Source organism: Mycobacterium sp. UM_WGJ, assembly GCF_000455125.1.
GTDB lineage: Bacteria > Actinomycetota > Actinomycetes > Mycobacteriales > Mycobacteriaceae > Mycobacterium.
On sequence record NZ_AUWR01000039.1, the window covers coordinates 1 to 13,126 of the forward strand.

7 protein-coding genes are annotated in these 13,126 nt (G+C 70.2%); 5 read left to right on the forward strand and 2 right to left on the reverse strand.

All coding sequences use genetic code 11. From position 1 onward, the window contains the following. Both N416_RS23255 and N416_RS0112955 read right to left on the reverse strand, forming a co-directional pair. A partial coding sequence (locus N416_RS23255; RefSeq protein WP_024442534.1) for a PGRS repeat-containing protein occupies positions 1–3,792 on the reverse strand: 3,792 nt, incomplete at its 3' end. A gap of 802 nt (positions 3,793–4,594) precedes the next feature. Continuing rightward, complete coding sequence (locus N416_RS0112955; protein ID WP_231384242.1) at positions 4,595–5,143, reverse strand: hypothetical protein; 549 nt, start codon at positions 5,141–5,143, stop codon at positions 4,595–4,597. A 77-nt stretch (positions 5,144–5,220) separates the two neighbouring features. Here N416_RS0112955 and N416_RS0112965 point away from each other — a divergent pair, with 77 nt between their 5' ends. The 5 genes from N416_RS0112965 to N416_RS0112985 all read left to right on the forward strand — a co-directional run bounded on the left by N416_RS0112965 (position 5,221) and on the right by N416_RS0112985 (position 13,031). Then, entirely contained in the window at positions 5,221–6,603 is a 1,383-nt protein-coding gene (locus tag N416_RS0112965; RefSeq protein ID WP_024442536.1) for an FAD-binding oxidoreductase, read from the forward strand. Then, positions 6,604–7,368 (forward strand): decaprenylphospho-beta-D-erythro-pentofuranosid-2-ulose 2-reductase, encoded by a 765-nt coding sequence (locus N416_RS0112970; RefSeq protein WP_024442537.1) that lies wholly within the window; start codon positions 6,604–6,606, stop codon positions 7,366–7,368. A 181-nt stretch (positions 7,369–7,549) separates the two neighbouring features. Further along, on the forward strand, positions 7,550–9,385 hold the full coding sequence (locus N416_RS0112975; protein WP_164517913.1) for a galactan 5-O-arabinofuranosyltransferase: 1,836 nt from the start codon (positions 7,550–7,552) through the stop codon (positions 9,383–9,385). Then, entirely contained in the window at positions 9,382–12,606 is a 3,225-nt protein-coding gene (locus N416_RS0112980) for an arabinosyltransferase domain-containing protein (protein ID WP_155943365.1), read from the forward strand. Before N416_RS0112975 ends, N416_RS0112980 begins: the two co-directional genes overlap by 4 nt. Before the next feature lie 116 nt (positions 12,607–12,722). Then, on the forward strand, positions 12,723–13,031 hold the full coding sequence (locus tag N416_RS0112985; protein ID WP_024442540.1) for a hypothetical protein: 309 nt from the start codon (positions 12,723–12,725) through the stop codon (positions 13,029–13,031). The last annotated feature ends 95 nt before the right edge of the window (positions 13,032–13,126 follow it).

Genomic DNA, 13,126 nt, shown 5'->3' on the forward strand with positions numbered 1-13,126 from the left:
GGTATGACTGGCCGCACCCGCGGCACCGTCCTTACCGCCACCACCATTGCCGCCGACACCGGCCGTGCCATCAGCGGCGTGGCCGCCACCGACCTGCAGACCACCATGCCCGGCGTTACCACCGACACCACCATTGCCACCCGAGGTACCTGCCGCAGCAGTCGCATCCGTAGCGGCGTCATACCCGGACCCACCGGCGCCACCGTTACCGCCCTTACCGGCCGAACCATTGGTGCCGCTGGCGGCGTTGGTCGCGCCCGAGCTACCACCGGCGCCACCGGCACCGGCGTTACCACCATCGCCACCATTGCCACCCGCACCACCGGTGCGGTCCTGCGCGGTGCCCGTGGTACCAGCACCGCCATTGGCGCCATCAGAACCCGAACCACCATTGCCACCCACACCACCGACGCCGTGCGCACCCGCAACGGTGCCGCTACCGCCGGCACCACCGTCACCACCGGCGCCACCATTGGTGCCCGACGTGCCGGCCGCCGCACCAGCACTAACCGCGTCATACCCGGCACCACCCTTACCACCGGCACCACCGGCACCACCATTGCCCTGCGCAGCATGACTGCCGTTGGTGTTCAGGCCGCCCTGGCCACCGTTACCACCGGCGCCGCCGGTGCCGCCATTGCCACCGGCAACGCCCGCGGTGGTGGAGTTGGCACCATCGAAGCCCTTACCGCCCTGGCCGCCGGCACCACCCACACCGGCTGTACCAGCGGTTCCATCGAGGGCCTTGCCCACGCCGTCGCCATTGGCGCCACCGGTCCCAGCCTTGCCGGCGTTACCACCGGCACCACCGTTACCGCCGGCGGTGCCGTTCGCGTTGCCGGCCGTGCCATCGACACCGGTCGAACCCGCGGCACCCGCGCCACCGTTACCGCCATTGCCGCCGACGCCACCCGCACCGGCCGTGCCGTCGTTGGTGCCCTGCCCACCGGCACCACCGGCACCACCGTTACCGCCGGCCCCACCGTTGGTGCCGCTGCCACCCGGTGCGGCTCCGGTGACGCCCGCGAGGCCCGCCCCGCCCTTACCGCCGGCGCCACCGTTGCCGCCATCGCCCTGGGCGGCACGTGTTCCGTCGGTTTCCAGACCGCCCTGGCCGCCGTCACCACCGGCGCCACCGGCGCCACCGTTGGTGCCGTCCACACGTCCGGTGGTGCCGTCGACACCGGCGAAGCCGGCGCCACCGGCACCGCCCTTACCGCCCGCGCCGGCCGAACCGTCGGTGCCGCTGCCGGCGTTGGTTCCATCGCCGTTGTCGCCGCCGGCGCCGCCCTTGCCGGCGTTACCACCGGCGCCACCGGTCTGACCTGCCGCACCGTCCACATGGGTTGCGGTGCCGGCCGCACCGGCCGCGCCCGTGGCGCCGTCGCCACCGGACCCACCGTTACCGCCCTCGCCACCGGCGCCGTGCGTTCCCGCGTTGGTGCCGGTTCCGCCGACACCACCGGCACCACCGGCACCGCCGTTGCCGCCGTTCTCCCCGGCCGCGCCCGCAGCCACCGCGTTCTGGCCCTCGTAGCCGGCACCGCCCTTGCCGCCGGCACCACCGTCACCGCCGTCGCCGTCAGCGGCCCGCGTGTTGTCAGCTTTCAGGCCGCCCTGGCCGCCGTTACCCCCGGCGCCGCCGGCCTGACCGGCGGTGCCGTCCGGGTTGGCCTGGGTACCCGCGGCACCGTCTTGGCCGTCTTTGCCGTCACCACCGTTGCCGCCGACACCGGCAGTGCCCGCAGCCGCGCGAGAACCGTCGGCCTCCATACCGCCGACACCGGCGTTACCGCCGACACCACCATTGCCGCCTGCAGCACCCGCCGCCGCGGCCAAGTCGGAGGCAGCGTCATAGCCCGCGCCGCCGATGCCACCATTGCCGCCCTTACCGGCCGAACCGCTGGTACCGGTCGCAGCATGATTGCCATTGCCGGAGCTGCCACCCGCGCCGCCCACGCCGGCGTTACCGCCGTTGCCGCCGTTGCCGCCCGCGCCGCCATCGGGGTTGGTGGCATCCCCGGCGGTTCCGGCCCCGCCATTGGCGCCGTCGGTGCCCGAACCACCCTTGCCACCGACACCCCCGACGCCGTGAGTGCCCGCCGTCGAACCGGTGCCCCCGACACCTCCGTCGCCGCCGGCACCACCATTGCCGCCCGAAATGCCCTGCCCTGCACCAGCACCCAGCGCGTCGTAGCCGGCGCCGCCCTTGCCGCCCGCGCCACCGTCACCACCGACGCCGTCCACAGCGCGCGTGGTGCCGTCGACCTCAAGGCCACCCTGCCCACCGTTGCCGCCGGCACCGCCGGCGCCACCGGCCTTGCCGTCCGGCGTCAGTGCGGTGCCCGCGGCACCGGCCGCACCGTCCTTACCGTCGCCACCGTTGCCGCCGAGGCCGGCCGTGCCCGCAGCCCCGCGCGTGGTGCCGTCGGCTTGCAGACCACCCAGGCCGGCGTCACCGCCGGCGCCGCCATTGCCGCCAGCCGTACCGGCCGCCGCAGTCGAGTCCGTCGCCGCGTCATAGCCCGCACCACCGGCACCACCGCTGCCGCCCTTACCGGCCACGCCCGCCGTGCCGCTACCGGCCTGACCACCAGCGCCCTGACCTCCGGCACCGGCATGCCCGGCGTCACCACCGTTGCCGCCGGCCTGACCGGCTGTACCGTCCGGGCTACTCGCCGTGCCCGCATTGCCGGCCGCGCCGTCGAGGCCGTCGCCACCGCCACCACCGTTGCCGCCGAGTCCGCCGACGCCCTCCGTGCCGGTCGCGCCCGCAGGACCGCTGCCCATGAACCAGCCACCGGCCCCACCGGCACCGGCAGTACCGGCCGCGCCGCCGTTGCCGCCTAACCCACCATTGCCGCCACCGGTGCCGTCAAGGTCGAGACTGGTGCCGTCCGCACCGTCGGCACCCGCGCCGCCGGCGCCACCGTTCCCACCGTCGCCAGCCGCGCCACCCTTGCCGCCGGCGCCGAACCAGTACGAACCCCGGCCGCCAGCACCACCGTTACCGCCGGCACCACCCTTGCCGCCGTTGCCGCCGTTGCCATCGCCACCGTTGGCGAAGCTGCCGGCCAACCCGGCCGCGCCGGCAACCCCGTCACCGCCCTGGCCACCGACGCCCGCCGTGCTGAACAGGCCCCACAGCGCAGCATCGCCACCGATGCCACCGGTACCACCGACACCACCGACCGTGGTCGCGTCGCCGCCGGCGCCACCGTCACCGCCGTGGCTGAACCAGGCGAACAGACCCGCGGCACCACCATCGCCACCATCACCACCGTCGACGCCATCACCGCCGGCGCCACCGTCGCCGCCGAACAGACCGCCCTGGCCACCGTTACCACCGTCGTCGCTGGCGCCGGTGCCGTCGGCGTCCCAACCCGCGCCCCCATTGCCGTAGATCCAGCCGCCGGCGCCACCGTCGGGGTTGGTGGCCGTGCCGTCCGCACCGTTTCCGAACGGCATCAGCCAATTGATGTCAGCCCAATTGAAGGACGCATCGGCCGAGCCGGGCAGATCCAGCGAGGCCGCCCCGATACCAGCCAGATTCAGATCCGCAAGAATCGCATCCCACATGGCCGGCTCACCCAGGCCGTCGAAGAACGGCGTCCAACTCCCCGGATCGAAGACCACCGCCCAGGCGGCCTGGTCGCCCCAGTCGGCGCTCAGATCGGCAACGGCCGTCCCCAGGTCAGGACCGAACAGATCGACCCACACGTCTTCGATGTCGGCGTGCGCGGTGGGCGACGCCGCCAGTGGTGCCATGCCGAACGTCAGGAATGCGCTCACCGCAGTTCCAGCGCCGAATACGCGGCTACGACGAGCCTTAGATCCCCCTTGACGATGACTAGCCATGACCCGTCTCCCCTTTGGTCGGACTTAGCTGGCGCACAACGACAGCACAGTGAGCGTGATGAAACGCTACGTTAACAGTGATTCTGGCTCCGTCAACCCTTTTCCACCCGGACAGACTCTGGCGCTGTAAATGAACTTGTGGCCGCGTATTTCGGTTAGCGATACTCCATAAGTAGGCTTACTACGAATCGGGGCATTCCGGTTCTCACAGGTAGATGCCAGGTTAATGGACATTCTGCATCGCTCAGCAAATACCGGGCGAGGGCGAAGAATTTGCTGAGTGCGTGCAGCGTTACCGGTCACTGCACAGTGGCGGCGGGCCGATTGCCGGCCGCGGCAGCCTGCACTCCGTCGCCTCGGCGCGGGCCGCGTGACGCGGCAAAGCCCGACGTTGAGTAACACCTGGAATGCCTTCTGGCACAACACTCTTGTTACGAACAAGTTCGCGCACTAGAGCGGCTACGCGCGGAGCTGGACGGACGCAGCCGAATTGACGTCGGGCAAGTCGTAGAGACCCGGCGGCCAGGGCCCGCGGGGGCTACGCAACGGTGAAAGGTACTGACCGCCAACGGGCCTGACCCCGATCACATAGCTTCGGCATCCAGGACCCAGCCGCCCGCGCGCACCTGACCTCTCAGGTCACGATGTCCGGCCCCCGCATCCCATCAACCCCCCAAACGAATCAGCACCGGCTGCGCCAGTGGCGCAACCGGTGCTGAACCGGATAGTTGCTGAATTACTGCTGCTGGCAGAGGTTGTCCAGGACGTCGATCTGCCCGCGCAGCTGGTCGCGCAGCGGCTGCTGGACGGCGTCCTCGGGCGAGTGCCCGGCCAGGTAGTTGATGCTCAGCGCCTCGAGGGTGTCAGCCATGTCGCCAACGGCCTTCGACAGGTCGCCCGGGGTGGCCGGGTTGGCCTCAAGGTTCTGGTGCAGGAAGGCGCCGCCGGCGAACAGCGAAAGCCGCGCGTTGGTGCCCACCGCCAGGTCGCCGGCCAGGTCGCCCGGGACCGGGTTCTGCAGGTTGGTGTTGAACTGGGTGCCCTGACGCACGACGGCCTGCGCCTCGCAGATCTTGCCCTTGGCGTCGGCGCGCTGGTCGTCGGAGAACTTCTGGCTAGTCGACGGGTGGAACCAACCGAGAATGGCCAAAACGATGCCGATCACGGCCAGCGCCAACGCGGCGATGGTGGGCACCGACAACGCCGACGCGGTGGTGGAAGATTGCGGAAAACCCGCGCTCTTGGGCTTGGCAGACGAAGATTCACTCGCAGGAGTCTCAGGCATTGCGCGATCGTAGCGGGACAGCTCGCATTAGTCACGCGCAACCAGGATCCGGCGCGTTGCCGGTACCCTCATGTGCGATGTTGAGCACCGAGCCGCAGACCACACCACGCCGCCTCACCGGTTGGGGCCGCACCGCGCCGAGCGTGGCGCAGGTGTTGTCGACCCCGGATGTCGAGGTCATCGCCAAGGCGGTGGCGCGGGCGGCCGACGCCGGAAGCCGGGGCGTGATCGCGCGGGGCCTGGGCCGGTCTTACGGCGACAACGCCCAGAACGGCGGCGGCCTGGTGGTCGACATGACCGCACTGAACCGGATCCACTCGATCTCCGCCGACCGCGGTGTCGTCGATGTCGACGGCGGGGTGAGCCTGGATCAGTTGATGAAGGCGGCATTGCCCTTCGGGTTGTGGGTGCCGGTGCTGCCCGGGACTCGCCAGGTCACCATCGGTGGGGCGATCGCCTGCGACATCCACGGCAAGAACCACCACAGTGAGGGCAGCTTCGGCAACCACGTGGTGTCGATGGAGTTGCTGACCGCCGACGGTTCGGTGCGGCACCTGACTCCAGACGGTGACGAGGCCGCATTGTTCTGGGCCACGGTCGGCGGCAACGGCCTGACCGGGATCATCCTGCGCGCCAAGATTGCCATGACGCCGACCGAGACGGCGTACTTCATCAACGACGGCGACAACACCACCACTCTCGACGAGACCATCGCCTTCCACAGCGACGGCAGCGAAGCCGACTACACCTATTCCAGTGCCTGGTTCGACGCGATCAGCCCGCCGCCGAAACTGGGCCGCGCCACCATCACCCGCGGACGGCTGGCCTTGCGCGACGAGCTGCCGAAGAAGCTGGCCCGCAATCCGCTGAAGTTCGACGCGCCGCAGCTGATGACGGTGCCCGACATCTTCCCCAACGGGTTGATGAACAAGGTGAGCCTGAGCGCCATCGGTGAGCTGTACTACCGTCGCGGCGGCCACTATCGCCGCAAGGTGCAGAACCTGACGCAGTTCTATCACCCGCTGGACCTACTTGGTGAGTGGAACCGCGGCTACGGGCCGGCCGGTTTCGCCCAGTACCAGTTCCTGGTGCCCACCGAGGCTGTCGAGGAGTTCAAGAGCATCATCATCGACATCCAGGCCAGCGGGCACTACTCGGCGCTCAACGTGTTCAAGCTGTTCGGACCGGGAAACGAAGCGCCGCTGAGCTTCCCGATGCCCGGCTGGAACGTGTGCCTGGACTTCCCGATGAAACCCGGCGTCAACGAGCTGCTCAACGAGCTGGACCGCCGTGTGCTGGAGTTCGGCGGCCGGCTCTACACCGCCAAGGACTCTCGCACCACAGCGGAGAATTTCCACGCCATGTACCCGCGGATCGACGAATGGATCGCGGTGCGCCGCAAGGTGGACCCCGACGGGATCTTCGCCTCCGATATGGCCCGACGTTTGGAGCTTCTGTAGATGGTGTTCGACGCAACCGGAAACCCCCAGTCGATTCTGCTGCTGGGCGGCACGTCCGAGATCGGTTTGGCGATCTGTGCGCGCTACCTGCGCAATGCCTCGGCGAGCGTGATCTTGGCCTGCCTGCCCGGTGATCCCGGCCGGGACGGCGCCGTGGCGGCGATGGAGGCGGCCGGCGCGAAGTCGGTGCGGATCGTCGACTTCGACGCGCTGGACACCGCGAGCCACCCGGCGATGATCGACTCCGCTTTCGGCGCCGGCGATATAGATGTGGCGATCGTGGCATTCGGCATGGACGCCGACGCCGAGGAGCTCTGGCACAACCAGGCCAAGGCGGTTCAGGTCGCGCAGATCAACTACACCGCAGCGGTATCGGTGGGTGTGCTGCTCGCCGGCAAGATGGGCACTCAGGGCTTCGGGCAGATCATCGCGATGAGCTCGGTGGCCGGTGAGCGGGTCCGCCGGACCAATTTCGTCTACGGCTCCACCAAGGCCGGGCTCGACGGCTTCTACCTCGGCCTGGGCGATGCGCTTCGCGAAGACGGGGTCGGGGTGCTGGTGATCCGGCCCGGCCAGGTGCGCACCCGGTTCTCCGCGCATGTCAAGGAAGCACCGTTGACCGTCGACAAGGAAGACGTCGCCGAACTGGCGGTGACCGCAGCCGCCAAGGGCAAGGAGATCGTCTGGGCGCCAGGGGCGTTCCGCTACGTCATGATGGTGCTCCGGCACGTCCCGCGGGCGATCTTCCGCCGGTTGCCCATCTAGCCGATGAGCCGCGCCAGCCTCGTGCGTCACACACGTCACGGCGGGGAAGGCTGCGGTGAGTTGCCCGCCTTTGAGCGACAATCGTTGTCGCTCAAAGGCGGGCAATCGGCATATATCTCTTTCCGAGTGAAAGTTGAGACTGGTGGTGGCCGTGCGTAATGCGCTGAACGCGGTGGCCCAGATGATCCTGGCCGGCATCATCGCCGTCGTCGTCGCGGTGGTCGCACTGGTGGCGATCGCCCGGGTGCAGTGGCCGGCCTACCCGTCGTCGAACCAACTGCACGCCCTGACCACCGTCGGGCAGGTCTGCTGCCTGGCCGGGTTGGCCGCGGCCGCCGTGCTGTGGCGACGCGGCCGGCAGGCGCTGGCCTGGCTGGCGGCGGTGGTGTTCGCCAGCGCGTTCTCGGTGGTGACGCTGGCGATGCCGCTGGGGGCCACCAAGCTCTACTTGTTCGGAATCTCGGTGGACCAGCAGTTCCGCACCGAATACCTGACCCGGCTGACCGACAGTCCCGCGTTGGCCGACATGACCTACCTCGGGCTGCCGCCGTTCTACCCGCCCGGCTGGTTCTGGCTCGGCGGGCGGGCCGCGGCCTGGACCGGGCTGCCGGCCTGGGAGATGTACAAGCCGTGGGCGATCACCTCGATAACGGTGGCCGTCGCGGTCGCGCTGGTGCTGTGGAACAAGATGCTCCGCTTCGAGTACGCGCTGCTGGCCACCGTCGCCGGGGCGGCGGTGACGCTGGCCTACAGCTCCCCGGAGCCCTACGCGGCGATGATCACCGTGCTGCTGCCCCCGGTGCTGATCCTGACCTGGTCGGGCCTGCGGGCGTCCGGCCGAGGCTGGGGCGCAGTCGTCGGTGCCGGTGTCTTCCTGGGCTTTGCCGCCACCTTCTACACCCTGCTGGTGGCCTACACCGCCTTCACGGTGACTCTGATGGCGGCGCTGCTGGCGGCGTCGCGGGCGATCAAACGCGCCGGCGCCAAAGCCGCGCTGAGCCCGCTGGGCCGGCTGGCGGTGATCGGCGTGATCGCCACGGCCATCGCGTCGCTCACCTGGACGCCTTATCTGCGGCAGGCGCTGTACCACCCGGCCGGCGAGTCGCGCAGCGCCTTCCACTACCTGCCCGGCGACGGCGCCGAGCTGAGCTTCCCGATGCTGCAGTTCACGCTGCTGGGAGCACTGTGCCTGCTGGGCACGCTGTGGCTGGTGACGCGGGCCACCAAGTCAACCCGAGCAGGGGCCCTGGCGATCGGCGTCGTCGGCGTCTACCTGTGGTCGCTGCTGTCGATGCTGTCCACACTGGCCCTCACCACCCTGCTGAGCTTCCGGCTCCAGCCGACGCTGACGGTGCTGCTGGCCACGGCCGGCGTGTTCGGCTTCATCGAGGGCGCCCAGGCGCTCGGCCGGGCCGCGCACGGCTGGCACACCATCGTCTACCCGGTCGCGACCGCGGTGGGGCTGGCCGGGGCGATCGCGTTCAGCCAAGACATTCCCGAGGTACTGCGGCCCGACATCACCGTCGCCTACACCGACACCGACGGCCACGGCGATCGCGGCGACCGGCGCCCACCCGGCGCGGCGAAGTACTACGAGGCCGTTGATGCCGCTATCACCGCGGCCACGGGCAAGCCGCGCAACGAGACGGTGGTGCTCACCGCCGACTACAGCTTCCTGTCCTACTACCCCTACTGGGGCTTCCAGGGGCTGACGCCGCACTACGCCAACCCGCTGGCGCAGTTCTCCGCGCGCGCCGCCGCGATCGAGGCCTGGTCCAAGCTCGAGACCCCCGAGCAGTTCACCCACGCGCTCGACGACTTGGCGTGGCCGGCGCCGACCGTATTTCTGATGCGTCCCGGCGCCGGGGACAGCTACACGCTGCGACTGGCCAAGGACGTCTACCCCAACCATCCCAATGTGCGCCGCTACACCGTGGAGCTCGATGCGGCCCTGTTCGCCGGGCCGCAGTTCCACGTGCAGAAGATCGGCCCGTTCGTGCTTGCCATCCGCACCTGACCGACGCCGTCGAGCGCACCGATAGCATCTGGTCCGTGACCGATACGCGCGCCGACTTCCGGATCGCTCGGGCCGTCGCCGTCGTCGCCGGCATCCTGGGCACCCTCCTGGCGATCCTCACCCCGTTATTACCGGTCAAGCAGACCACCGCCGAACTCAACTGGCCGCAGAACGGTGCCCTGGCCAGCGTGCAGGCACCGCTGATCGGCTACGTCGCCACCGACCTCGACATCAGCGTGCCGTGCCAGGCCGCGGCCGGCCTCACCCCGGCCAAGTCGGTGCTGCTGTCCACGGTGCCCAAACAGGCCCCCAAGGCCGTCGATCGTGGACTGCTCATCGAACGCGTCAACGACGACCTGGTTCTGGTGGTGCGCAACGTGCCGGTGGTGGTGGCGCCGCTTTCGGCGGTGCTGGGCCCGAACTGCCAGAAGCTGACCTTCACCGCGCACGCCGACCGGGTCACCGCCGAATTCGTCGGCCTCACCTACGGACCCAACGCCGAAAAGCCCGGCTCCCCGCTGACCGGCACCCGCAGCGGCTACGACTTCCGCCCACAGATCGTCGGGGTCTACACCGACCTGTCCGGCCCGGCGCCCGACGGACTGGACTTCACCGCCACCGTCGACACCCGCTTCTCCAGCGCCCCCACCCCCCTCAAGCTGGCCGCGATGATCCTCGGGGTGGCGCTGACACTCATCGCGCTGATCGCCCTGCACATCCTGGACACCGCCGACGGCACCCGGCACCGGCGCTTCCTGCCGGCCCGCTGGTGGTCGGCCTCCCCGCTGGACGCCCTGGTCACCTGCGTGCTGGTCTGGTGGCACTTCGTCGGCGCCAACACTTCCGACGACGGCTACATCCTGACCATGGCGCGGATCTCCGAGCATGCCGGCTACATGGCCAACTTCTACCGCTGGTTCGGCACCCCCGAGGCGCCGTTCGGCTGGTACTACGACCTGCTCGCGGTGTGGGCCCACGTGTCCACCTCCAGCATCTGGATGCGGCTACCCACCCTGGCCATGGCACTGGCGTGCTGGTGGCTGATCAGCCGCGAGGTGATCCCCCGCCTGGGCCACGCCGTCAAACACAGCCGGGCGGCGGCCTGGACCGCGGCCGGCATGTTCCTGGCGTTCTGGCTGCCGCTGAACAACGGCCTGCGTCCGGAGCCGATCATCGCGCTCGGGATCCTGGCGACCTGGTGCTCGGTGGAGCGGGCGGTGGCCACCAGCCGACTGCTGCCGCTGGCGATCGCCTGCATCATCGGCGCGATGACGTTGTTCTCCGGGCCCACCGGGATCGCGTCGATCGGTGCGCTGCTGGTCGCGATCGGGCCGCTGCGCACCATCTTGCACCGGCGCTCCAAGCAGTTCGGCCTGGCGCCGCTGCTGGCGCCCATCGCCGCGGCGGTCAGCATCACCGCGATCGTGATCTTCCGCGACCAGACCCTGGCCGGTGAGATCGAGGCCAGCACGCTGAAGTCCGCGGTCGGGCCCAGCCTGGCCTGGTTCGAGGAGCACGTCCGCTACGAGCGGCTGTTCCTGGCCACCCCCGACGGCTCGGTGGCGCGCCGGTTCCCGGTGCTGGCGCTGGGTGTCGCGCTGGCGGTGGCGGTGGCGATGGCGCTGCGCAAGGGCCGGATTCCCGGCACCGCTGCCGGACCGAGCCGGCGCATCATCGGGATCACCATCATCTCGTTCATCGCGATGATGTTCACGCCTACCAAGTGGACGCATCACTTCGGGGTGTTCGCCGGGCTGGCCGGGTCCCTGGGTGCACTGGCCGCCGTCGCGGTGAGCGCCGCCGCCATGCACTCGCGGCGCAATCGGATGCTGTTCACCGCGGTGGTGCTGTTCATCACCGCGCTGTCGTTCGCCAGCGTCAACGGCTGGTGGTACGTCTCCAACTTCGGGGTGCCGTGGTCGAACGCGTTCCCCAAGTGGCATCTGGCGTTCGCCACCATCGGCGTGGGACTGACGGTGGCGGCAGCCCTGGTGGCGGCCTGGTTCCACTTCGCCAACGGCGCCGAGCGGCGACCGCGCTGGGCGGCACTGTCCGGCTACCCGCTGGCGATCGCCTCCTGGGTGCTGATCGTGTTCGAGGTGGTGTCGCTGACCGCCTCGATGCTCGGCCAATACCCGGCCTGGACGGTGGGCCGCTCCAACCTGGGCGCCCTCACCGGCAAGACGTGCGGGCTGGCCGACGATGTGCTGGTCGAACAGGACCCCACCGCCGGGATACTCCCCCCGGTCGACTCGCCGGTCGACGACGCCCTGGGCGCGACGTTCTCGGTCGGGTTCACCCCCAACGGGATCCCCGCCGACGTCTCGGCCGACCAGATGATCGGCCCGCCCGGGCTGGGTCGGCTGGCCGACGACGACGCCCAGGTCGCCGGCGGCGAGGCCGGCACCGAGGGTGGCATCACCTCCGGCGAGGGGATCAACGGCTCACGAGCCCGGCTGCCCTACAAGCTGGACCCGGCCCGGGTGCCGGTACTGGGCAGCTGGCGCGCCGGCATTCAGGTGCCCGCGCTGCTGCGTTCGGCCTGGTACCGGTTGCCCGCCGACCGGGCCAACGCCGGACCGCTGCTGGTGGTGGCGGCCGCGGGCCGCTTCGACCGCGGCGAGGTCACCGCGCAGTGGGCCACCGATGCCGGGGCCGAGGCCGACAAGCCGGGCGGCACCGTGGACTTCGGTGACATCGGCGCGGTCCCGGCCTGGCGCAACCTGCGCGCGCCGATGTCGACGATCCCCGCCGAGGCCACCCGCATCCGGTTGGTGGTCCGCGACGACGACCTGGCCCCGCAGCACTGGATCGCGGTGACGCCGCCGCGCGTCCCGCAGCTGCGCACCCTGCAGGAAGTGGTGGGCTCGCAGGACCCGGTGCTGCTGGACTGGCTGGTCGGCCTGGCGTTCCCCTGCCAGCGTCCGTTCGGTCACCAGAACGGGGTGACCGAGGTGCCGAAGTGGCGGATCCTGCCGGACCGGTTCGGCGCCGAGGCGAACTCTCCGGTGATGGACAACAACGGCGGCGGCCCGCTGGGCATCACCGAGCTGCTGGTGCGCGCCACCACGGTGCCCAGTTATCTGAACCACGACTGGTTCCGCGACTGGGGCGCCCTGCAGCAGTTGACGCCGTACTACCCCGCGGCCACACCGGCGAATCTGGATCTGGGCACCGCCGTGCGCTCCGGGCTGTGGAGCCCGGCGCCGCTGCGGCACTGATCCGGGTCACCCGCCCCACTCGCCCCGCCCGTCACCGGAGCCGAGGCATGTGAGCGTTGCCCGGCTCTGAGCGACAACTGCCTGCCCTGTCGGACCGGGGTGCCAGGGTTCGCCACATGACGAACCGGAGATCACTGCGCGGCATCGAACTGCGCTACATATTGACCCACCACCTGTTCCATTACGGGACGTGCAGCATCAACGAGCTGGCCGCGGAGCTGGACTCGCGAGGCTTCAGCGTCGCGGGGCGGCCGTCGAAGGCGATCTCGGATGCCCTGCGCTGGGAACGCGAACACGGCCGGGTGTTCCGGCGCGGGCGGGGCCGCTACGGGCCCGCGTCGATGCCGCGGAGTACCGAGTACCGGATTCACCAGCGGGTGATGGCGTTGCGCGCCGAGGCCGCGGGCCAGGACCTCGGCCCGTAACCCGGCGCACCTCGTCCTGCACCCGACATGACGTGGGTTGTCGCTCAAAGCCGGGCAACTCTGCGTATGGTCCGCCGCGGCGTCGACGCGGTCGC

What these genes read in the sequence shown, in the direction of transcription:
- N416_RS0112975 (WP_164517913.1), top strand. Translation starts at nt 7,550, where the DNA reads ATGATCCTGGCCGGCATCATCGCCGTCGTCGTCGCGGTGGTCGCACTG.
- N416_RS0112970 (WP_024442537.1), top strand. Translation starts at nt 6,604, where the DNA reads ATGGTGTTCGACGCAACCGGAAACCCCCAGTCGATTCTGCTGCTGGGC.
- N416_RS0112955 (WP_231384242.1), bottom strand. Translation starts at nt 5,143, where the DNA reads ATGCCTGAGACTCCTGCGAGTGAATCTTCGTCTGCCAAGCCCAAGAGC.
- N416_RS0112965 (WP_024442536.1), top strand. Translation starts at nt 5,221, where the DNA reads ATGTTGAGCACCGAGCCGCAGACCACACCACGCCGCCTCACCGGTTGG.
- N416_RS0112985 (WP_024442540.1), top strand. Translation starts at nt 12,723, where the DNA reads ATGACGAACCGGAGATCACTGCGCGGCATCGAACTGCGCTACATATTG.